Origin of the sequence: Anabaena azotica SJ-1, from assembly GCF_047275885.1 — a bacterium.
In the GTDB taxonomy this organism is placed as follows: domain Bacteria; phylum Cyanobacteriota; class Cyanobacteriia; order Cyanobacteriales; family Nostocaceae; genus Trichormus_B; species Trichormus_B azotica_A.
In genome coordinates this window covers 3650464-3674216 of sequence record NZ_CP178454.1, presented here as the reverse complement: position 1 = coordinate 3674216, position 23753 = coordinate 3650464, and the positions used below count along the sequence as shown (strand labels likewise).

Sequence of the window (23753 nt, the reverse complement as noted above, 5' to 3'; positions counted from 1 at the left end):
CATATTTGTTTAAATCATATTTCATGATGCCATATAAAGTTGATTTTTTAACTCCTGTAATGCTTCACTCCAGATCATCTATATTTACCTCACAATCTCCTAATAATTCATCTAAACTATCTGGAAACGTCCCTCTTATTACCATTTTAGTAAACACCTCATAACAGTCATCCTTAGCACCCTCTTTTCGTGGAAATCCCAACCATAAAATTACAATTGCTTTTAATTGTGGAGTATCAAAAACCCGAAAAAATAGCCGATACCGTTCGGGTAAACCCATTTTTTTGACTCGACTATAGCGTTTTAATGCCCCCGTTAATGCAAAATGACTAGCAAAAGGATCGGCAGGAATTTTAGTTTCAACTGCTATCGTAATTGCTGCAAAAAGTTTTACCGTTGCATGAGTTTTAAACTCAGCTTCTGGTAATTGTTCTCGCAAATTAGCAACGCGGTTTGATAATGCTTGATATTGACTACCAAATAATTGGGGATGAAAATAAATTTCCCAGTTATTACTAACAAATTTACTCATCCTCTAATTGCACACCTTCAATTAGTTGATGAGCAGCTTTAGACATTTCTGTTGTATAAGGTTGCAGTGTATTATTTTTTAATGCTTCTGTAGTAGCAAAATCAAGAAATAGCCGCATTAATAGTGAGTCTTCTGCATCTTCATCATCATGCAATTGAGGAACAATTCGTACAATTGCTGTATCGGGTGATATAACCTCAATCAAACCATCTGCATTTGCAAATTGGGGATGTTCACGATAAAAATCAGCAGGAAGTCGAAACCCCGCACTGTTGCCAATTTTAGTGCTACGAATATTGTAGGAGTTACTCATTTGTTATGTATGTACATAATGTAATTACATTATAACAATAAATTGAGTAGAAATTTATCAATATATCTCGTTCCCAGTCTCTGACTGGGAATGCTATCAAGAGGTTCTACCTCTAGTATCATTGAAGGCAGAGCCTTTAAAATTTATTCCCATACAGAGTATGGGAACGAGAAAACGAGAAATCCTGTAAATCCTGAAATCCTGGACATCCTGATATGGCTACGCCACGCTTCGCTATCAGACAAAATTATGATGCCATATAAAGTTGATTTTTTAACTCCTGTAATGCTTCTAAATACTTTTGCTTACTACCAAATAATTTGATAATTTCTATAGGTGTACCTATTTTATCAATCGGTTGCACCTTTAAAACATTTATATCTTCAATATTTTCAATTCCTTCATCTGCATATTTATCTAAAAGTGCATCTAAAACCGCACGGGCTTTTTCACTATATTTATGAAAGTAATCACGCTGACGCACCTTTTTAGCCCTTTCCTTACGACTTAATGCAGGTTGATCAAAAGCTACATGACAAATTAAATCAAAGGGGTCAAAATCTTTCCCCACTTCCTCCGCTAAAGCTTCTAATAAAATTCCTTGTTCATTCAATTCTTGAATAATAGCTTGTTTCTTTTCAGCTGCACTCCAACGACGCAGAAATTTATCTAAAGTCGTAAATTCTTGTTGGACAGTTTTGCGGGTATAGTCCTTAATAGATTCGGTGATTAATTTACCATCCTTACCATAATAAAGTGTCCTTTCTGAAATTATTGCAGCATCTACACCTACAGGTACAAATTTAACTCGCTTTTGTCCTGATTTTTTTGGTAAATCATCAATATTATCTCCATTATCTGAACTACCATCATCATCTGGAGGTACGGGAGATTCTCCTGTTTTTGGTTCATATATTTGTACAGGTTCGCCATCAAAATCTGGGTCATCAAATTTTTTAGTAGCCTTTTTGAAATCTATAATTGTGAAATATTTTTTATAAAATTCTTCGTTAATTCTTGTTCCTCTCCCAATGATTTGTTTAAACTCAGTCATTGAACCAATGTTTTTATCTAAAACAATTAATTTACAGGTTTGGGCATCTACTCCTGTGGTCATTAATTTAGATGTGGTAACAATAACTGGGTAAGGACTTTCTGGTAAAATAAAATTATCTAATTCTGCCTTACCTTGTTCATCATCTCCCGTAATTCGCATAATATATTTACGATTTTGGGAAACTAAATCACTATTTTCATTAATTAAAGCACAGCGCATTCTTTCGGCGTGGTCTATATCTTCACAGAAAACAATGGTTTTATCAAATCGGTTGGTAGCTTTGAGAAATTCCGTAATCTTTTTAGCAACTAAAATATCTCGGTTTTCTATTACCAATGTGCGGTTAATATCTTTTTGGGTGTAAAGTTTATCTTCAATTAATTGATTATATTTATCTAATTCTCCCGGTGCTGGTTGCCAACCTTCTAAATCTTTATCAATATCAATTCTGACAACTTTATAAGGGGCTAAAAATCCATCTTCTATCCCTTGTTTGAGAGAATAAGTATAAATGGGTTCGCCAAAATAATCTATATTAGAAACATCTTTAGTTTCTTTGGGTGTGGCTGTTAAACCGATTTGAGTAGCAGCAGAAAAGTATTCTAAAATTTCTCGCCATGCGGAATCATCAGCCGCACTACCTCGATGACATTCATCAATAACAATTAAATCAAAAAATCCTCTGGAGAATTGTTTATAAATATTTTTAGATTCTTCTGTTCCTGATACACCTTGGTAAAGAGCTAAATAAATTTCATAGGATTTATCTACCTGACGGTTTTTAATTTTCGTCATGGCAGAACCAAAGGGTTTAAAATCATTGGTTTTAGTTTGGTCTATGAGAATATTTCTATCAGCTAAAAATAAGATTCTGGTTTTAGTTTTAGATTTCCATAACCGCCAAATAATTTGAAATGCTGTGAAGGTTTTACCCGTACCTGTAGCCATAACTAATAATATCCGGTTTTCACCTTTAGCAATGGCTTCTACAGTTCTATTAATAGCAATTTGTTGATAGTAACGGGGTGATTTACCACTGCCATCATCATAATAACTTTGAGTAACAATAGGCTCTAGTTCATGATCAATATTTTGCCATTGACAGTAACGTTGCCATAATTCTGCTGGTGTGGGGAATTTATCTAAAGGAATTTCTCTTGTTATTCTTCCTGATGTCACAGTTCTATCATGTTCTAAAAATGCGTCACCATTGGAACTGTAAACAAAAGGTATATTTAACATTTCTGCATATTTGAGTGCTTGCTGCATTCCACTTCCCACACTGTGGTTATTATCTTTAGCTTCAATAACAGCAATTTTGATATTAGGTTTGTAATAAAGAATATAATCAGCGCGTTTACTTTCCCCTCTATGAGTCATTTTCCCCCTCACATACACCTGTCCTGCGGTAAAGGTGAATTCTTCACGAATTTGGGTATGTAAATCCCATCCTGCTGTTTGCACTATGGCAGGAGTGATGTATTTAGTACAGATGTCGCGTTCATTGAGGGCTTTTTTGTCAAAGTCCATAGGATTAAGTCTGATTATGTTTTTACACACTTATTACTTAATGTATCAATTGAACGCAATTTTGGCAACAAAAACAGAATATCGTACAATATAGTTGTACAACTTCTGAAAAAAGAGAATGTTAAACAAAGAAACAACTTACTCTCAAGCAAGGTTGAATTTAGCAACTATCTTAGATCAGGTGTGTAATCAACGGGAAATTGTAGTAATTAAACGTCGTAATAATAAAAATGTGGCATTAATTGCCGAAGATGAACTTTGTAGTTTATTAGAGTGTGTTTATTTATTAAGATCACCTGAAAATGCTAAACGTTTATTTCGGGCTTTAGAATGGGCTGAAACAGAAACGGAAACTCCTCAAACATTGACTGAATTAAAAGAGGAATTAGGAATTGAGTAGTAAGAAAAAAAAGCCAGATACTCATAATCAAGAGAAAGAATTATCTGGTTATTTTCCTCTTTTCAGTCCTGATTTTAAAGTTGATTTGGCTTGGTGGTATAATCATGACCGGAAAAAAAGGGGATAAAATATTAGATTTAGTGGCGGATATTCTTGATGGTCAACCGTTTACAGGCTTAGGTAAACCTGAACCTCTTAAATATATTGCTCCTGATACTTGGTCACGACGCATTGATTTAGAACATCGTTTGGTTTATAAAGTCACAGAAAATAAAGTGTATTTTTTACAAGCTCGTTATCATTATGAATCAGATTAAAATCAAAATACAAAATTCTTCAATACTTACACAAAATCTCTCTCAAACTTTCAATTGTCTGTGTCCTCTGTGTACTCTGTGGTATGTCTTCGACACGCTACGCGAACGTTTATTCCGTGACTTGTGGGTAACTTCTATAAATTACTAATTTTTTTATCAAATTCTCTATGTCCCAGGTATCGCTCCCCCAATCGCTTCAAAAAGACCTACCATTGACTGCACTTGCACCCATGCAGGATGTAACAAACCTCTGGTTTATGAAGATCATTGCTCACTACGGTAGTCCTGATTACTTTTTCACTGAGTATTTCCGCGTCAATGACACTTCACGGCTCAATCGTAACATTTTAGCCGCAATCACGGAAAATGATACCGATCGCCCCGTTTTTGCACAAATGATTGGTGAAAGTATTCCCGACTTAGTAAGAACAGCAAAGGAACTCTGCAAATATAATATCGCGGGAGTAGACTTAAACATGGGCTGTCCAGCGCCTCGAATCTATCGCAAAAATGTTGGTGGTGGATTGCTGCGAGAACCGGAAAAGGTAGATCAGATTTTGGGAGAATTGCGTGCTGCTGTGAATGATAAACCTTTGACTGTGAAGATGCGCGTAGGCTTTGAAAATACAGATAACTTTTATAAAATACTCGATATAATCGATCGCCACAATATTGATTTGCTAAGTTTGCATGGTCGCACGGTGAAAGATATGTACCACGGGGAAGTCAAATATGATTTGATTGCGGAAGCGGTCAAACGGGTCAATTGTCCAGTGCTGGCTAATGGCAATATCAACTCGGCGAAAACTGCCCTGGAAGTGCTTTCTCAAACGGGTGCAGCGGGTGTGATGGTGGGACGTTGGGCGATTGGGAATCCTTGGCTGTTTAATCAAATTCGTCAGGCTTTGCAAGGAGAGGAAATCACACCTGTTCCTTTAGTAGAGGTACGCAACTATATTGATCGTTTATGGCAAACTCCCACAGCCTCAACTATACCAGAAAGGGCGCGGGTAGGCTACTTAAAAATGTTCCTTAATTACATTGCTTTAAGTGTTGACACTGAAGGTGATTTCCTGCGGCTAATGCGACGGGTGCAGACTGAGGTAGAAATGTTTAATTTGTGCGATCGCTTTCTCCTGAGTGATATGAAGAAAACTTTAGCCCTAGCACCTGCTTTGAGCGTGTAATTATTAAGCGGACGTTTCACAACTCAAAACCATCGCCGAGCATCAAAGGTTCACTCCCCTTCCTACTCTAGTATAATTTATGACTACAATATTGGAGTTGCTAGAGAATCAAAAACACCCCAATTTTGGATACCTTGCTGACCTAATATTGTTTCAGCAAGAGCAATTTCTGCGTCTGTACCATCAAGAATAATTAAATAATAACTTTGCTGGAGGCGATCGCTATACATTCTTGCTCTATCTTCAGGAATACCTAAGTCCTTTAAAGACCTGACTAAATTCTCATTTGCGGTTACTCCCACAGTTACACCCGCAATACTAGCCACCAAGGCTACACCCACAGAACCTGCTGCCAGTATCGCGCCTAAACTCGGTATAGCCAGTCCACTCAGTCCAATTAACAAACTACCCCAGGTAGTTGCAGTCAGTGTATCTCCCACTGCACCCGTAGCATTAACATCTTGATTACCAATTTGATTACTTGTTTTTGCTTCCCCAGGATTACTATTATGTTTTATATCTTTGCCAATAATGGAAACTTTCTCCATCGGATAGCCAGAAGCTTTTAATTCCTTAATCGCTTGTTCTAATTCTTGGGTGTTAGCAAATACTCCTAATGCACGTTTAGCTTCTTGAGTTATCATATTTTCCTCGTGAATCTTTTTATCGTTACTTGTAATATTGCTGGTTTATAAGCAGTTGCTTCTTATTCAGGACTTACGCCAATGGCATATTAGTAGGGTGCGTCAGACTTCATAAATCCTGCAAATAACCAGATATTTGATAGCTGATGCACCATAAAATAGATGTTTGGTGTGACACTTGCGTAAGTCCTATTATTTAATTACAGCAATTTATGATTCAATATTTCCTCTAACTAAAGTTACTATTTTAAAAGCCGATATAGTGATTACATCACTTTTATAAATTGAATATAAACACCATTACTATCCTAAAGATAGGCCATAGTTTACAACTCATGAAGGATTTAGATACCTTTTTATTCATCAAGCTTTAATTACAAATTATGAATTATTTGATTTAAGCTTCTTAATAATTCATTGGCTGTGTAGGGTTTGAATAAAACGGATTGCATTTCCATTTCGGCTGATTCTGGGAATACATCTTTTGTATTTAGTCCGCTACAAGCAATCACTTGAACTTTTGGGTTCATTTTTTTCAAGGTGCGAATAGCGGTGATTCCATCCATTTCTGGCATCATCATATCCATTAATACTGCGCTAATGTTTTTTTTGTATTGGGCATAGAGTGCGATCGCTTCTACACCATTACTAGCAGTTAGGGTTTGATAATTGTGGTTTTCTAGAATAATTGTAGCTACATCACGAATTTGAGGTTCATCATCTACTACCAAAATTAACTCTCCTTGTCCTAATGGTATTTTCGATTGATCTATATCAGGAACTTGAGGAGATTCTACAGATGGTAAGAATACCTTAAATGTACTGCCTTTACCAACTTGGCTATTGACTGTCATAAAACCATTGTGGCTTTTAATAATTCCTACAGCAGTTGACAAACCTAATCCTGTACCACCTTTAAATTCTTTGGTAGTGAAAAATGGCTCAAAAATTCTATCTAATACTTCTTTAGTCATTCCGACACCTGTATCGGTGACAGTAATCACAATGTAATTGCCTATTTTGGATTCAATCAGCATCCGGGTGTAAGCTTCATCAATATAAATATTTTCTGTAATAATTGTGAGAGTGCCACCTTCTGGCATAGCATCACGGGCATTGACTACCAGATTCATTAATACCTGATGTAGTTGTGTGGTGTCTCCAGAAACAGTCCACAGGTCTTCTGGAATTTGGGTGGTAAATTCGATAGATTTGGGAAATGTTTGTTTCCCAATTTGAATAATTTCTGCAATCAGATGTTTAATTTGGACAATGCCTTTTTCTCCTTTTAATCCCCTGGCAAAGGAGAGGACTTGTTTGACTAAAGCCGCTCCACGTTGAGCATTATTTTCTATGATTTCCAAGAGTTGGGGATGACGTTCTTCATTTTTGGCAAATCTGCCTTTTAGTAATTGTGCTGCTCCTAAAATGGGAGTCAATATATTATTTAAGTCGTGGGCAATACCTCCAGCTAAAGTACCAATGCTTTCTAATCTCTGAGTTCGGAAAAATTGTTCTTCTAGTTGTTTTTTCTCTGTGATATCACTATCTACAACCAGGATAGATTTTGGTTGATCGTCGGCATCAAACATCAGTGTCCAACGACTTTCAACAATAATTTCTGTGCCAAATTTGGTTTTTTTACGTAGCTCACCTTGCCAAATTCCCGATTTGACTACGGTTCTGAGTGCGGTGGCTTCTTGTTGTTGTGCCGTTTTAGAGCAGAACAGATCCTTGAGGTTTTTACCTAAAGCCTCATGTTTTTGCCAACCATACATTCTTTCTGCACCTTGATTCCAAAATAAGATTTCTGTCTGGAAATCTCTCACGAAAATGGCATCGGTAGCGATATCTAATAATGCTGCTTGTTCATAGAGTTGATGTTCTGTTTCCTTGCGTTCAGATATATCTCTGGTTGTACCAATCATCCTGATGGGCTGACCTTCTTGGTTGTGGTAGACTTTTCCCGTACCCCTTAACCAGTGTAGGCTGCCGTCAGGCCAAACAGCCCGATATTCAACTGCAAAATCGCTGCCTTGGCTGATAGACTGATTCAAATTCTGCTGTAAAATATCACGGTCTTCTGGATGAATAAATTGAGAAAAATCGTCATAATCTGGTGGACACAAACTACCTTTTGGTAATCCGTACAGTGGACCGACATGATCAGACCACAGACAATGATTGGTAATCATGTTCCAATCCCATATACCCATGTTGGCAGTTTCTAGGGCTAGAGTTAGTCGCGTTTCACTGTCTCGCAGGGATTCTTCAGCTAGTTTACGCTCGGTAATATCTTCAGTCAGACTACCATAGTAGTCAAGCTCTCCTTGTTCATTTTTGATGGGAAAGCATCTACCCCAAATCCAGCGGACTGTTCCATTGGGTTGTAAAATGCGATACTCTAAATTAGCGCCTTCACCTTTTTGATGACGCTCTGCTATTTCTGCCAAAATGCGATCGCGATCTTCTGGATGAATGGCTTCTGTCCATGATTGCGGATTTTCCCGCAGACTTTGACAAGAACGTCCCCAAATTTTTTCATAAGCCGGGTTAATATATAGAGTTTCTTTACTATCCTTGGAGGCCATCCAGATCAGGGTATCGCTATTTTCGGTAAAGTAGCGGAATTTATTCTCAGTTTTCTTGAGTTCTGCTTCGGTTTGCTTGCGTTCGGTGATATCTTCGGCAATACCACCAAAATATTCAATCTCTCCTTGTTCATTTTTGATCATAAATCTTCTAGCCCAGACCCAGCGTATCGATCCATCAGGTCGTAGGACTCGATATTCTAAAATACCAGATTCGCTGTGCATCTGACTTTGCATTTGGGCAATGACGCGATCGCGATCTTCGGGGTGAACTCCCTCTAGCCAAGATTTAGGATTGTTACCCATACTTGCTCTAGAACGTCCCCAAACTTTCTCATAAGCAGGGTTTACATACAAGTCTTCTGTACAATTGGCAGCAGCAATCCAAACTACTGATTGGAAGTTGTCAGCAAATTGGCGAAACTTATATTCACTCTGTCTGACTGCTGCTTCTGCTAGTTTACGCTCGCTAATATCTTCAGCAACACCACCAAAGTATTGAATCTCTCCTTGTTCATTTTTGATGGGAAAAGCTCTAGCAGAGATCCAGCCTATGGATCCATCAGGTTTGATAATCCGATATTCTAAATTACAAGCCTCACCTTTTTGCAGATTCTGCCGTGTTTCTGCCAAAATGCGATCGCGGTCTTCTGGATGAATAGCTTCTATCCATGATTGCGGATTTTCCCGCAGACTTTGGCAAGTACGACCCCAAATTTTCTCATAAGCCGGATTTACATATACAGTTTCGCCGCGATCGTAGGATTTAATCCAGATGATCTGTGTTTGGATGTTTTCCCCAAATTGGCGAAATGTCTCCTCACTCTTTTGTAGTGCTGCTTCAGCTTGTTTACGTTCGGTGATATCTTCACCAATGCCACCATAGTATTCAACCTGACCTTGTTCATTCTTGATGGGAAAGCGTCTAGAGCATAACCAGCGTATTGAACCATCAGAACGAATAATCCGATACTCTACACTAATATTTCCACCCTTTTGATGCTGCTCTTCTACCTCTGCCATCATGCGCTCAAGGTCTTCTGGATGAACAGCTTCTATCCAAGATAGAGGATTTCCCCACAGACTTTGGCAGGAACGACCCCAAATTTTCTCATAAGCCGGGTTTATATAAAAGAGGGTGCTGCAATCTTGGGAACAAATCCATATATATGCGTCGAGGTTTTCCCCAAATTGGCGAAATGTCTCCTCACTCTTTTGTAGTGCCGCTTGTGTCTCTTGACGCTCCTTGATTTCTTGTTCCAAAGCTTGATTGGCAACTATCAATTCTCTCGTGCGTTCTGCCACTCGCTGTTCTAATTCATCTGAGCTTTGACGTAGTACTTCCTCTGCTTGCTTCTGTACACTAATATTGCAGATTAACCAACACCAACCACGCCACTGACCTTGGCGATCGTACACAGCCCTGACTCTAATACTGGCAGGAAAAGGTTGCCCTTCTCTCGGTTGAATGTCAATTTTCCATTCTTGAAAGTGCTGAGAACTACTCAGATGGGAGAGAACATTCTGGCGATCCAATTGACCAAGAAAAATTGTAATTGGCTTACCAACTAGGTACTTTTGATGAACACATAGCAAAGATGAAGCTGCATGATTAGCCTCTTGAATAACACCCAATTTATCAGTTACTAAAAAACCATCAGGAGTAAATTCAAATAAATCCTGGTAACGTCGGCGCTCTAATTCTGTTATCTCACGAGCAGTAGCCAGTTGTTCATTTTGTTGGCGTAATTCTTCTTCAATAATTTGCAATTCTTCTAAGGTTTGCTGAAGTTCTTCATTAATTTGTATTTCTTTGGCTATTTTTTCCTCTATCCATGTTTTTAACAAATTATCAGTGTTGCCGCTTACTTTCTCTCGTTGCTGATAGTTTTCTGGGGACTGATTTGTGACATTTGTTAACGTTTGATTGACAGCTTCAACAATACCAACAACCTTGACCACATCTAACTCATGTAACAAGCTAGATTCATTGATTATGCCTACTAAATTTCCCTCATCATCAACAATTGGTAAATGCGGAACACTATATTGCTGCAAAAAGTATAAAACAGTTGAAATATGATCTAAATCGGATAGTTTCAATGTCATGACTTGTTGGGTCATCACTTCAGCCATTGTTGTTTTGGCTAAATCTATATTCAAGGCTGTTAATTTCAATACATCTGCAAGGGTAAATATTCCTAGTAACTGCCTTTGCTGTACTATTAAAACATAGCTAGTTACTTTTTTTTGCTGTTTGTTGCCAAGTAATGATCTGGAAGTATTATTGATGTTATGGATATGATTTTCTGCCTGATTCATCAAGTTAATAGCCTCACTCACATGACTATCAGGGCTAATCGTCAAAGGGTAACAATCAATAACTTGATGTAAAGAAGGCAAATCAATTAGATGATCGTTGAATTGCATAGGTAATCGTTGATTTTAATTATCCTATTGATTGAATAAAATTTTACTTTTAGGTTTGACAGTAAGATTAATTATTTTTTCATAACTTAATTTAGTTTACTATATTTTTTGTTATATATTCTAAATAGTTAACAACTGATGATTAATCTAATACTCTAAATTCATCTAGTAGTCTAATGTGATTAATAATAACTAGTACGGAGCAACTATACTAATCTTATAAGCTATCGCCCATATATCACTCATATAAGAGGACATTTTAGAAGTGTAAAATGTTATGCTATAGATTGCATCCCTTAGACTACAGAGGTTATAGTATCTCTTGGAAATACTCTCTGCGATCGCTCAAAATAAAAATCTTCAGATGTCCTTAGTATGGTAAACAAAGTAATGCTTAATGATAATTACTCCTATTTGACCTGTGAACAGTTACCTCAGTAGCGGCTTACTTGAATATAGTTTAGTCATTTAATTTACCCACACTTTCATGTGAATGAACCACATTCTGCTCAAAGTTATGCTTATGTAAGCGTGATTCATCAAATCTATCAAAATGTATAAGCTTTGTTCATTTCGGTTTACTTTTCTTAACTAAAACTTAAATTTATATTAAGTAGAAATCAACCAAAGTTTAAGTAGACAATAAAAGTAATATTTTAAAATTAAGTTCTAAATTAATTTCTAAATAACTTTTTTTTAAATAAACAATAATTTTTTGATGGTAAAAGTCCCTGGATTTATCTATGTAATCAATCCGAAATTTAAAATCCATAGTATCTTAAGAGAATATTTTACAAGTTGTCGCCAAGGTTATAATTAAACATGAATCATGATGCTTTTATTGTTTCTCCAAGCCAGAAAATTTCTTTAAAGAATGATTATGATCCATCCTATAAAGCTGAATATCACGAAAAAGCTGATGCAAAAATAAAATTACAAGCAGGTATTCGACAATTAGCTAAATATCAAGATATTCTCTATGCTCAAAATACTTATGCACTGCTAATTATCTTTCAAGCAATGGATGCGGCTGGTAAAGATAGCACTATCAAGCACGTTATGTCTGGGATCAATCCACAAGGATGTCAGGTATTTAGTTTCAAAGCACCAAGTGAAGAAGAATTAGACCATGATTACTTATGGCGGACAATGAAGGCTTTACCAGAACGAGGTAGAATCGGTATATTCAACCGTTCATATTATGAAGAATTGTTGATAGTGCGTGTACATCCAGAAATTCTAGAAAAACAACAACTTCATTATAGTCCGCAAGGTAATCAAATATGGCAACAGCGATTTGAGGAAATTAATAATTTTGAAAAATACTTAGTCAATAATGGGATTATCGTCCTCAAATTTTTTCTCAATGTTTCAAAAAAGGAACAGAAAAAACGCTTTTTAGACAGAATTGAATCACCAGAAAAACATTGGAAATTTTCAGCTAGTGATGTGAGGGAAAGAGGCTTTTGGGATGATTACATAACTGCGTATGAAGAAGTTTTTAACCACACTAGTACAGAGTATGCTCCTTGGTATATTATTCCTGCTGATCGCAAATGGTTTACAAGATTGGTTGTATCGGAGATTATTTGTACAAAATTAAAAGAATTAAATTTACAATATCCCCGCATATCTGAAGATCATCGTCAGAGGCTTTTGGAAGCTAAGAAAATTTTAGAAAATGAAGATTAACCGTAAATATTCAATACACCAAAGGAGTGAACAATCATCTCCCAGATTTTACCTTACTTTTGATATAAATGTTATCCTCCTTTGGAATGATATTTATTCAATATTGGTAATTAATTAAGAGCAATTTGTGAAAATGCTGGAAATTATAGTTATGATTAAGTATCTAAACAGAATTAATTACACAGATTGTCTTCCTGTTCCCTGTTCCCTGTTCCCTGTTCCCTGTTCCCTTTCCCTCTCTCAACAAATGAATTTAATTTTGTCCAACTACTTAGATCGTTCTCAAAATTAAACCATACCCAAAACCTGATATCCTCTGAGCAAACTTATGACTTCCCCAGAAAAAAACCTCGATTTTGAAAATTTACTGATGTATATCAGACAAAGCCGGGGTTTTGATTTCACAGGCTATAAAAGATCAACTTTAATGCGGCGCATATATAAGCGAATGCAGTCAGTAAATCTAGAAAACTTTACAGATTATATAGACTATCTTCAAGTTTATCCAGCAGAATTTAATTATTTATTTAATACTATTTTGATTAATGTAACTGACTTTTTTCGGGATGATTCGGCTTGGGAATATTTGGGAAAACAAATCATACCCAATATCATTAGATGTAAAAAAAATGGTGAGCAGATTCGTATTTGGTCTGCTGGTTGTGCTTCTGGAGAAGAAGCTTATACTCTAGCAATGCTCATAGCAGAAATATTAGGAGTAGATGATTTTCGTCAATGGGTAAAAATCTACGCCACAGATGTGGATGAAGAAACGCTTCAGGAAGCTCGTCAAGCGGTATATTTAGCCAAAGATATCCAGTCCATACCATTGCAACTGCGGGATAAATATTTTGAAGTAGTAGGGGAAAGTTATGTATTTAGGCAAGATTTACGCCGTTCTGTAATTTTTGGTCGTCATAATTTAATTCAGGATGCACCGATTTCTCGGATAGATTTACTCGTGTGCCGCAATACACTTATGTATTTCAATAGTGAGGCTCAGGGACAGATATTAGCTCGTTTCCATTTTGCGCTGAATGATACTGGTTATCTGTTTTTGGGGAAAGCGGAGATGCTATTGATGCACGCTAATTTATTTACACCTATAGAATTAAAAAACCGTATATTTACTAAAGTTTCATCAACAAATATACGCGATCGCTTATTAATCATGGCAAATTCTACTGAAGATGAACCTAGCAAACAATTTACTCAATATATTAAACTCCGAGAGCTAGTTTTTGATACAGCCCAAATTGCGGAAATAGTTATTAATATCGATGGCTTATTAGTGATGATTAATGAGCAAGCACGCTCTTTATTCAGTTTGTCACAAAAAGACTTAGATCGTCCTTTTCAAGATTTAGAACTTTCCTATCGACCAATAGAGTTGCGATCGCTAATTGAAAGAGCATATAATGAGCGTCGTCCCATCACTTTGACAAATGTAGAGCGATATTTATCTAACTCTGAAAAGCAATATTTAGATGTCAGGATTACACCACTTCAAGATACTGATCTAAGTTTCTTAGGTGTCACCATTACTTTTTATGATGTTAGTCGCTATATTAAACTTCAAGACGCATTGCAACGTTATCAGCAAGATTTAGAAACTACTAATGAAGAACTCCAGTCTACCAACGAAGAATTAGAAACCACTAATGAAGAACTTCAGTCTACCAACGAAGAATTAGAAACTATTAACGAAGAACTCCAATCTACAAATCAAGAACTGGAGACAATGAATGAAGAACTCCAATCTACAAATGAGGAATTACAAACAATTAATTATGAACTAAGTCAACGTACCTTAGAACTTAACCGTACCAATCTTTTTATGATTTCCATTGTCAAAAGTCTACAAACAGGAATGGTCGTCATTGACAAAAGCTTTAATATTTTAATTTGGAATCATTTATTAGAAGATTTATGGGGTTTACGTAGTGAAGAAGTAATTAATAAATCTCTCTTTAGCTTAGATATTGGTTTACCTGTCGATAAGTTGCAATCGCCTATCCGTGACTTCCTATTTGGGAAAAAACAATTTCAAGAAATGATTTTAGATGCTATTAATCGTCGGGGCAAGCCAATTAGATGTTATATTGCTATTACTCCCCTCATTGACAAAGAGATAGAAGGGGTAGTTTTGATTATGGTGGATATTGAGAAAATAAAGAGTATGATTTCTGCTCAAGAAATTGAAGCAAGACGACAGCAGTATCCAGAATAATAAAGAAAGAGTATGGCTTGCACCAACCTGCACGATCAGTATTTCAGTAGTCAGAATTAATGAAATTGGTAACTAGCAACTGACGTTAGTATGGAAAGTAATGTTACTTATTAAATATTAATATTGTCAATGTTTACATATTTACTCAAATGTTTGATAAATTGAAAGTAGAGGCAAAAAAATTATGCTTTTGTTTCTTAATTCCTTGATGAATAACGAGGTAATAAGCTGTGGATACTGCTATAAAATACGACATCGAAGTTATCCAGGAAGAAGCTCGTCAACTTGCTAGAAAGGGACTTGTTAACAGACAACAGCCAATATTTACCCTTTTTAAATATATTCCTGATCGTGAATGGGCTGATTTTGAGCATGAACTCGAAAATAACGAATATTTGCTCAGAGATAGGATTATTGACTTGCTTGGCTCGGAAAAATGGGAAGAAGATTGAAACAACACTAACAGTAAATCAACAATTAGCAAGATCGGACATCAATTCTCAATTCAAACATAAACTCTTATCAGCAATAGTTCAATCCCCCATATTAATTCTGGGGGTTTCCAATAATAATTTATGGCTTCAATTATAGGGTTTGGGTTTGATGAGTAAAATTACTCGTAGAAGTAGGGAATAGGATTCCTCTATTTTGAATTATTTAAAGCCACCTAAAAGTGAGTGTTTTTGAGGTTTTCTAGGTAAAGTACCTAAAATAGTCTCTGATAAGGAACTTGATAAATGGCTCTTAATTACAGGCATTTCTTGCCAACAAGTACGACAAAACCAGTAAATTTCAGACCTGCGTATATGCTGTAAAAGCAAGTCCGAACAACAAGGACAGTAATTCATAATACTAATTAAATCCTATTAATAAAAGTGGGGGCGACGCATTCGGGTGATAACCTATCGCTGAAATTATTCATATCCTGTCCGAATGCTTCGCCCGGTGTTCTAGCCGTCAATTAACCAGCCGAGTCGAGGTGAAAATAAAGTTGTTATATCTATAACTTAGTTTATAAATGTGAGGAAGTTGTGAGGATTCTTTCGATATCAACACATAGCTTATTATTTCTAAATATTAAAAAATATTAGAAAATATTAGATAGATATTTACTTTACGTTTCTTCAAGTTATATCCTCACAAGTTCCTCAAATTCTCTATGTATAAAAATAATTATGAAAACTGGAAGCAGAAGAATTTACTAAAAGCTTCTTCATCAAAATATTGATATATTTTAAAGGACTCTCAAATATGCTGGAAATACGACGCAATCAAGAAACAGATCGCCCATTCTCCAAAGAACAGGCCTTAGTCCTACCTTTTAATGCTGTTGGGATTGCAGATATTCCTTTTGTTGGTGGCAAAAATGCTTCCTTGGGAGAGATGATTCAAGAACTTAGACCCAAAGGAGTCAAGGTTCCCACCGGATTTGCTACCACAGCGTATGCTTATAGATACTTCATCACTACAGCGGGTTTAGAAGCCAGATTAAGAAAGATTTTTGCGGCCTTAGATGTTGAAGATGTGGATAATTTGCGGCAATGTGGTAAACAAGCGCGATCGCTCATGTTGGAAACACCATTTCCCCTAGACTTGCAAGAAGCGATCGCCAGATCCTACCAAACCCTTTGCCAAGAATACGGTGAAGATACCGACGTTGCAGTACGTTCCAGTGCCACCGCAGAAGACCTACCCGATGCTAGTTTTGCGGGACAGCAAGAAACCTATCTCAACGTTCATGGACTCAAAGGCGTACTAGAATCCTGTCATCAATGCTTTGCTTCCATTTTTACCGACCGTGCCATTTCCTATAGACAACTCAGAGGTTTTGACCACTTCGAGGTCGCACTGTCAGTAGGCGTACAAAAAATGGTACGTTCTGACTTAGCTAGTTCTGGTGTCATGTTCTCCATTGATACGGAAACAGGTTTTAAAAATGCAGCCCTAATTACAGCTGCCTATGGTTTAGGTGAAAACGTAGTTCAAGGTGCCGTTAACCCAGACGAATATTTAGTATTCAAACCCACCTTAAAACAAGGATATAAACCCATTCTGCAAAAACGGCTGGGAACCAAAGAAATTAAAATGGTTTATGACCAAGGCGGGATGAAACTAACCAAAAACGTCTCCGTTCTTCCCGCAGAACGTAATCAATTTGCCCTCAACAATGACGAAATACTACAACTTGCAAACTGGGCTTGCATCATCGAAGACCATTATTCCCAAGTCCGTGGTATGGAAACACCAATGGATATTGAATGGGCAAAAGATGGTATAACTGGTGAATTATTTATTGTCCAAGCTAGACCAGAAACAGTACAATCTCAAAAATCTAAAACCGTCCTTAAAACTTATCAACTTAAGGAAAAAGGTGAAGTTCTCCTCACAGGTCGTAGCGTTGGCGAAATGATTGGCCAAGGTAAAGCCAGAGTTATACTTGATGCCAGCCAAATCAACCTTTTCCAACCAGGAGACGTACTAGTTACCAACCGCACAGATCCAGATTGGGAGCCAATCATGAAACGTGCTAGTGCCATTGTCACCAACGCTGGTGGTAGGACTTGTCACGCTGCAATTATCGCCAGAGAAATGGGAATTCCTGCCATTGTCGGCTGTGGAAATGCCACAACAGTATTACAAACAGGACAAGAAATAACTGTTAGTTGTGCAGAAGGTGAAACAGGTAAAGTTTATGCAGGTTTATTGAATTTTGAAATTCAAGAATTACCTTTAGAAAACTTACCTCGTACCCGCACCAAAATTATGATGAATGTGGGTAATCCAGAGGAAGCACTAGGTTTAACCGCAATTCCTAATGATGGTGTAGGTTTAGCACGGATGGAATTTATTATTGCTAACCACATCAAAGCACATCCTTTAGCATTAATTCACTTTGATGAATTAGAAGACGAACTTGCTAAATATAAGATTGCAGAGTTAACAACCCAATACGAAAATAAAGCTGAGTTCTTTATTGCCCAATTAGCACAAGGTATTGGGACAATTGCCGCAGCATTTTATCCTAAACCTGTAATTGTTCGCCTTTCTGACTTCAAGAGTAACGAATATGCAAACCTCTTGGGTGGCAGACAATTTGAACCGAAAGAAGAAAACCCCATGATTGGTTGGCGTGGTGCTTCTCGCTACTATGATCCCCGTTACCGTGAAGGTTTTGCTCTAGAATGTGAGGCAATGAAACGGGTACGGGACGAAATGGGTTTAACCAACATGATTTTAATGGTTCCCTTCTGTCGCACTCCCGAAGAAGGAAAACGGGTACTCGAAGAAATGGCAGCCAATGGCTTGGTAAAAGGCGAAAACGGCTTAGAAGTCTACGTCATGTGTGAATTACCAAGTAACGTGGTCTTAGCAGACGAATTTAGCCAAGTTTTTGACGGCTTCTCCATTGGTTCTAATGACTTAACACAGTTAACTTTAGGACTAGACCGAGATTCAGAATTAGTAGCCCATCTGTTTGACGAACGCAATCAAGCCGTGAAAAGGACAATTGCTAAAGCGATCGCCACCGCAAAACAATTTAATCGCAAAATTGGTATCTGTGGTCAAGCACCCAGCGATTATCCAGAATTTGCCCGCTTCCTAGTTCAAGAAGGCATAGATTCTATCAGCCTCAACCCTGATTCAGTAATTAAAACGCTGTTAGAAATCGCCGCAGCAGAAGAGAATAGGGAATAGGTGACAGGTGACAGGTGACAGGAGTTCAGGAAGAAGAAAGAATTTATTTTACCCTGCCCCTCTGCCCCTCTGCTCCCCTGCCCCTCTGCTCCCCTGCTCCCCTGCCCCCTCTTCTCTTGCTGTTTATCCCTGTAGTTTTAGGACTTTGGACTAAGATTACAAACATAGTTGTCTAGATTTGGCTATTAATGGGTAGCTTTGTCCATATTTCTATGAGCGATTGCTAATCCTGTATAATACCCAGCATGAGAATTTTATTAGTAGAGGATGACACATTACTCAGTCAGAAACTAGCACAATTGCTAACGGAAAATCATTACTCAGTTGACTTAGCAACTAATGGTGAAATAGGTTTAACGCTGGCAATAGTAGTTAAATATGACTTAATTTTATTAGACTGGCTGATGCCTCAACTGGATGGTATCAGCCTGTGTCGCCAACTGCGATCGCTAGGGTACACTACACCCATTTTATTGCTCACTGTCAAAAATCGCCATGCAGATATTGTGGCTGGCTTAGATGCTGGTGCAGATGATTACATAACTAAGCCCTACAACGAAGCAGCATTGCTGGCAACAATTCGCTCTTTATTACGACGGAGTATAGAGTTTTCCACATCTAAGTTAACGTGGGGAAATCTATGTCTAGATCAAATCTCAGGCAAAGTAACTTATCTAGACCAAATAATTGCACTCACACCGACAGAATACAGTCTACTAGAATTATTTTTACAGCACCCTAATCGTCTGTTTAGCCGCAAAGTCATATTAGACCGACTGTGGGGATTTGATGATGCACCAGGTGAAAAGTCAGTCACCACACATATTAAAGACTTACGCAAGAAACTCAAAGCCGGAGGACTAGCAGAAGACATTCTAGAAACAGTCTATGGTATTGGCTATCGCTTAAAACTACACCTAAATGAGCCGCCAACTGCTCAACAGTGGGATAAATTAGCGAACGTCCCAGAAACAGAGTCAAATTACCCAGTCACTCATCCACTCAGTCTCCAAAATTTAACTTCTGTTAATCAAGTATTAGAACAATTTCAGACTTCTTTTAGTGAACAAGTAGAAATTCTAGAACAAGCCAAAAATGACCTGTTAGCTGGTAATTGGCACGCAGAATTACAACAAACCGCAAAAAAAGAAACACATAAGTTAGCTGGTTCTATGGAAACCTTTGGATATCCTCAAGGTTCTAGACTGGCACGAGCATTAGAAAATTTACTAATTCAAAATCGCACACTGACAGATACAGATATTACTGAGTTTTGCCAAATAGTCACAGCATTACGACAAGAACTAACAAATCCACCAGTAATTAATAATACCCCACCTCCACTCATACGCCAAAATCATCATATATTAGTAGTTGATGACGATACAAAATTAACCACCGTCTTGCAGGTTCAAGCAGAAGCTTGGGGTATGACAATGACAATTGCTCCTGATTTAGCAACTGCCCGTAATTTTCTGTCCTTGGCTACTCCTGATGCAGTTTTATTAGATTTGAATTTTCCAGATACACAAGAAGATGGAATCACTCTACTAGAGGAATTGTTAGAACGTACCCCTAAATTACCAATTATTGTGTTTACGGTCCGGGATAGCCTAGCTGACAGATTGGTGGTGTCACGTTTGGGCGCACGGCAATTTTTACATAAACCGGCAACAACGGCACAAATTTTTCAAACATTAACTTATGTTTTACCTCCAGTCCAGCCTTTAGCAGCCAAAGTTTTGATCGTGGATGATGACCCGGTAATGCTGGCAGGATTATCTGCTTTACTGACTCCTTGGGGACTAAATGTAATCACCCTTTCCCAATCCCAGGATTTTTGGCAAGTGTTAACAGCAACATCACCAGATTTAGTCATGCTTGATTTAGAAATGCCAGTAGTGAATGGCTTAGAATTGTGTCGAGTAGTGCGGCAAGATGCTCAACGAGGCAATTTACCCGTGTCTATAGTCACGATTCACAATGATATGGAATCTCTGCAACAAGCTTTTGCTAGTGGAGCCGATGATTTTATCACCAAGCCAATAGTAGAAACAGAATTAGTGACACGCATTTTCAATCTGATTGAAAGAAGACGATGGGCAACTACTCATATTAATTAGGGTTTGCTGAAAAACAATACTTTCACTTTAATTTGTATATCGGCAAGAATGACTTTAAAACTAATTCAAAGAGCTAAAGAAAAATTTCAAAAACTACTCCAGCAAATCACTCAAGAAAACGCTGAACAATGGCAGAAAACACAAGATTTTCTCCAACAGCAATTGGAGCAACAAGCCTTAGTCATGAAAATGACGCAACGGATTCGACAGTCCCTGAATTTACAAGATATTCTCCAAACAACAGTTGAGGAAGTGAGACAATTTTTGGAATGCGATCGCGTGATTGTCTTCCAATTTGCTCCTGGTTGGTGTGGAGCAACTGTAGTTGAATCTGTGGCACCAGAATGGATGGCAATTTTACCACTCCAGATTTATGACCCCTGCATTGGCGAAAAAAAGATTGCACTTTTTAAACAAGGCTTAGTTACTGCCAAAGCTGATATTTATAATGCTGGTATTAGCCCCTGTCATATCGAATTCCTGGCCAGTCTCCAAGTCAAAGCTAATTTGGTAGTTCCGATTCTCCTCAAAGATGAATTATGGGGTTTACTGGCTGCTCATCATTGTGCTGCTCCCCGTGAGTGGCAATCTTCAGAAATTGCTCTGTTACAACAGGTGGGAGAACAGGTAAGTATTGCCATTCAGCAAGCAGTTCTATTTGCACAGGTACAGACTGAACTGAGAGAACGCCAACAAGCAGAACAAAGTTTGCAGGAAAAAACAGCCATCTTAAGCTTATTTGCCAAGTATGCACCTGCGGGAATTGCCATGTTTGACAAAGATATGCGCTGTGTGATGGCCAGCCAAAGATGGGTAGACGACTATGATCTCGATTCTGTGGAATCGCTGATTGGGCGATCGCACTACGAAATTTTTCCCGACATCCCAGAAAGATGGCGACAGATTCATCAACGGTGTTTAGCTGGGATCAGCGAAAAATGTGATGAAGATTTATTTGTGCGAGCCGATGGCAGACAGCTGTGGCTATCTTGGGAAGTTCACCCCTGGTACACCGCTACAGGTGAAATTGGTGGTCTTATTTTTTTTAGTGACGATATTACCCAACGCAGACAGACACAACTGGAACTGCAACAACTGAATGCTGAACTTGAGCAACGGGTAGCCCAGCGCACCGAGGAATTGAAAACAACCAATGACCTGCTGGTAGAAACATTGATCCAGCAGCAACAAAACCAACGCATACTTGCCGAACAGGTACAACTCCTAGATTTAGCACACGACTCCATCATCAGCCGTGAGTTGAACGGCGTGATTACCTTCTGGAATCAAGGTGCAGAAAAGATGTATGGCTGGACGAAAGTTGAAGCCTTGGGTCAAATCTCCCATACTCTCTTGCAAACTCAATTTCCCCAATCATTGACAGAAATTGAAGCCCAATTGTTAGCAACAGGTTACTGGGAAGGAGAACTCACCCATTTCCGCCGCGATGCTCAATCTATAACTGTAGCCAGTCGTTGGGTTTTACAAACAGACAACGCCGGTCAACCAATCAAGATTTTAGAAATCAACAACGACATCACTCGACTCAAACAAGCTGAACAATTGCTGAAACTCCAGGCTGTGATCACCAGTAACATGGCAGAAGGTATCTGTTTAGTCAAAGCTGATAACGGAGTTATTGTCTATGCCAATCCTAAATTTGAGCAGATGTTTGGTTATGACCCTGGTGAACTCAACGGACAGCACGTTTCCATTGTCAACTATGCCAATGATTCGCTAACGCCTGAAGATGTACATCGAAGTATTGAGTCTAGCATCTTAGAACAGGGTGAAGTTACCTATGAAGTTCATAATGTCAAAAAAGATGGAACTCCATTTTGGTCTAGTGCCACGGCTTCTGTATTCCATCATCCTGACTATGGTGATGTTTTCGTTGCCGTACAGCAAGATATCACGGAACGCAAACGCATTGCCGATGACTTACGGGAGAGTGAAGAAAAGTTCCGTCAGTTAGCAGAAAATATCCAAGCTGTATTTTGGATGACAGATGCTAAACATGAACAAGTTTTATATGTGAGTCCTGCTTATGAAAGCATCTGGCAAAGAAGTTGTGAAAGTCTCTCTCAAAATCCTCAAGGTTGGTTAGATCCTATTCATCCACAAGACCGTCAGCGTGTGGAGATGTCTATTCCCGAACTGATAGTTACAGGACAGTACAATCAAAAATATCGCATTATCCGTCCTGATGGTTCTATCCGTTGGATTAGCGATCGCTCATTTCCCATCAAAAATGACAGAGGGGAAGTCATCCGGTTAGCTGGTCTGGTAGAGGATATTACTGAAGAGCAAAAAATTGAGGAAATGAAGAATGAATTTATGAGTATTGTCAGTCACGAACTCCGTACCCCATTAACTGCTATTCAAGCAGCACTGGACTTATTAAATAGTGGTATTTACGATCAAAAACCGGACAAGTTTAAACGAATGATGGAAATTGCCAGTATTGATTGCGATCGCTTGGTGCGTCTAGTTAATGATATTCTTGATATAGAACGCTTAGAATCTAGTAAGTTAATCGTAGAAAAGACTACCTGTCAAGTAAATGAATTGATTGAGCAAGCAGTGATGGTAGTGCAACCTCTTGCCCAACAGCAATATATTAACGTTAATATCTACCCTACAGAAGCACAAGTCTGGGCAGTGGCAGATGCGATTATTCAAACACTGACTAATCTTTTGGGAAATGCTATTAAATTTTCGCCTCCCAATTCCACAATTACTATTAATGTTGAACAACAGTCGGATTTTGTCTTAGTTCAAGTCACAGATCAAGGACAGGGTATTCCCACAGAAAAATTAGAAACTATCTTTGAGAAATTCCAACAAGTAGATGCTTCCGACTCTCGTAGCAAAGGTGGTACTGGTTTGGGTTTAGCTATCTGTCGTAGTATTATTAGTCAACATGGTGGACGCATCTGGGCTGAAAGCACTCTTGGTTTGGGTAGTACATTTTTATTCACTTTGCCAGTCTGTTAAAAGATGCAGAAGGC

At 38.0% G+C, this 23753-nt stretch carries 14 protein-coding genes; 9 read left to right on the top strand and 5 right to left on the bottom strand.

The genetic code is table 11. The features are described from left to right. Positions 1–64: 64 nt before the first annotated feature. The 3 genes from ACLLO5_RS16095 to hsdR form a co-directional block, all read right to left on the bottom strand. Entirely contained in the window at positions 65–532 is a 468-nt protein-coding gene (locus tag ACLLO5_RS16095; protein ID WP_413171513.1) for a type II toxin-antitoxin system YhaV family toxin, read from the bottom strand. After that, positions 525–845, bottom strand: a complete 321-nt coding sequence (locus ACLLO5_RS16090) for a hypothetical protein (RefSeq protein ID WP_413171512.1) — start codon at positions 843–845, stop codon at positions 525–527. The genes ACLLO5_RS16095 and ACLLO5_RS16090 overlap by 8 nt, the downstream gene beginning before the upstream one ends. 247 nt (positions 846–1092) lie before the next feature. Beyond that, complete coding sequence (gene hsdR, locus ACLLO5_RS16085) at positions 1093–3432, bottom strand: EcoAI/FtnUII family type I restriction enzme subunit R (RefSeq protein ID WP_413171511.1); 2340 nt, start codon at positions 3430–3432, stop codon at positions 1093–1095. 118 nt (positions 3433–3550) lie between these two features. Here hsdR and ACLLO5_RS16080 point away from each other — a divergent pair, with 118 nt between their 5' ends. From ACLLO5_RS16080 to ACLLO5_RS16070, 3 genes are all read left to right on the top strand, one after another. Beyond that, entirely contained in the window at positions 3551–3832 is a 282-nt protein-coding gene (locus ACLLO5_RS16080; protein ID WP_413171510.1) for a type II toxin-antitoxin system Phd/YefM family antitoxin, read from the top strand. Positions 3833–3936: 104 nt separating this feature from the next. Next, entirely contained in the window at positions 3937–4149 is a 213-nt protein-coding gene (locus ACLLO5_RS16075; protein ID WP_413171509.1) for a Txe/YoeB family addiction module toxin, read from the top strand. Between the two features lie 167 nt (positions 4150–4316). Next, positions 4317–5336 carry a tRNA-dihydrouridine synthase family protein gene (locus ACLLO5_RS16070; protein ID WP_413171508.1) on the top strand — a complete coding sequence of 340 codons (1020 nt, stop codon included), beginning with the start codon at positions 4317–4319 and terminating at the stop codon, positions 5334–5336. A gap of 83 nt (positions 5337–5419) precedes the next feature. Here ACLLO5_RS16070 and ACLLO5_RS16065 read toward each other — a convergent pair whose 3' ends face one another. Next, on the bottom strand, positions 5420–5980 hold the full coding sequence (locus ACLLO5_RS16065) for a general stress protein (RefSeq protein WP_413171507.1): 561 nt from the start codon (positions 5978–5980) through the stop codon (positions 5420–5422). Between the two features lie 374 nt (positions 5981–6354). Next, positions 6355–11001, bottom strand: a complete 4647-nt coding sequence (locus tag ACLLO5_RS16060) for a PAS domain-containing protein (protein WP_413171506.1) — start codon at positions 10999–11001, stop codon at positions 6355–6357. A gap of 822 nt (positions 11002–11823) precedes the next feature. Here ACLLO5_RS16060 and ACLLO5_RS16055 point away from each other — a divergent pair. The 6 genes from ACLLO5_RS16055 (at position 11824) to ACLLO5_RS16030 (ending at position 23739) form a co-directional block, all read left to right on the top strand. Continuing rightward, complete coding sequence (locus tag ACLLO5_RS16055; protein ID WP_413171505.1) at positions 11824–12693, top strand: polyphosphate kinase 2 family protein; 870 nt, start codon at positions 11824–11826, stop codon at positions 12691–12693. 328 nt (positions 12694–13021) lie between these two features. After that, positions 13022–14923 carry a CheR family methyltransferase gene (locus tag ACLLO5_RS16050; protein ID WP_413171504.1) on the top strand — a complete coding sequence of 634 codons (1902 nt, stop codon included), beginning with the start codon at positions 13022–13024 and terminating at the stop codon, positions 14921–14923. Between the two features lie 230 nt (positions 14924–15153). After that, positions 15154–15375, top strand: a complete 222-nt coding sequence (locus ACLLO5_RS16045; protein WP_413171503.1) for a DUF4327 family protein — start codon at positions 15154–15156, stop codon at positions 15373–15375. A gap of 799 nt (positions 15376–16174) precedes the next feature. Then, positions 16175–18619 (top strand): phosphoenolpyruvate synthase, encoded by a 2445-nt coding sequence (gene ppsA / locus ACLLO5_RS16040; RefSeq protein ID WP_413171502.1) that lies wholly within the window; start codon positions 16175–16177, stop codon positions 18617–18619. Positions 18620–18864: 245 nt separating this feature from the next. Then, entirely contained in the window at positions 18865–20742 is a 1878-nt protein-coding gene (locus ACLLO5_RS16035; RefSeq protein ID WP_413171501.1) for a response regulator, read from the top strand. A gap of 48 nt (positions 20743–20790) precedes the next feature. Then, positions 20791–23739: a PAS domain S-box protein gene (locus ACLLO5_RS16030; RefSeq protein ID WP_413171500.1), complete on the top strand. Its 2949-nt coding sequence runs from the start codon at positions 20791–20793 to the stop codon at positions 23737–23739. Positions 23740–23753 lie beyond the last annotated feature (14 nt).

Bases quoted from the DNA above. Each gene is read 5' to 3' on its own strand.
- ACLLO5_RS16095 (WP_413171513.1), bottom strand. From the start codon at position 532: ATGAGTAAATTTGTTAGTAATAACTGGGAAATTTATTTTCATCCCCAA.
- ACLLO5_RS16090 (WP_413171512.1), bottom strand. From the start codon at position 845: ATGAGTAACTCCTACAATATTCGTAGCACTAAAATTGGCAACAGTGCG.
- hsdR (WP_413171511.1), bottom strand. From the start codon at position 3,432: ATGGACTTTGACAAAAAAGCCCTCAATGAACGCGACATCTGTACTAAA.
- ACLLO5_RS16080 (WP_413171510.1), top strand. From the start codon at position 3,551: ATGTTAAACAAAGAAACAACTTACTCTCAAGCAAGGTTGAATTTAGCA.
- ACLLO5_RS16075 (WP_413171509.1), top strand. From the start codon at position 3,937: ATGACCGGAAAAAAAGGGGATAAAATATTAGATTTAGTGGCGGATATT.
- ACLLO5_RS16070 (WP_413171508.1), top strand. From the start codon at position 4,317: ATGTCCCAGGTATCGCTCCCCCAATCGCTTCAAAAAGACCTACCATTG.
- ACLLO5_RS16065 (WP_413171507.1), bottom strand. From the start codon at position 5,980: ATGATAACTCAAGAAGCTAAACGTGCATTAGGAGTATTTGCTAACACC.
- ACLLO5_RS16060 (WP_413171506.1), bottom strand. From the start codon at position 11,001: ATGCAATTCAACGATCATCTAATTGATTTGCCTTCTTTACATCAAGTT.
- ACLLO5_RS16055 (WP_413171505.1), top strand. From the start codon at position 11,824: ATGAATCATGATGCTTTTATTGTTTCTCCAAGCCAGAAAATTTCTTTA.
- ACLLO5_RS16050 (WP_413171504.1), top strand. From the start codon at position 13,022: ATGACTTCCCCAGAAAAAAACCTCGATTTTGAAAATTTACTGATGTAT.
- ppsA (WP_413171502.1), top strand. From the start codon at position 16,175: ATGCTGGAAATACGACGCAATCAAGAAACAGATCGCCCATTCTCCAAA.
- ACLLO5_RS16035 (WP_413171501.1), top strand. From the start codon at position 18,865: ATGAGAATTTTATTAGTAGAGGATGACACATTACTCAGTCAGAAACTA.
- ACLLO5_RS16030 (WP_413171500.1), top strand. From the start codon at position 20,791: ATGACTTTAAAACTAATTCAAAGAGCTAAAGAAAAATTTCAAAAACTA.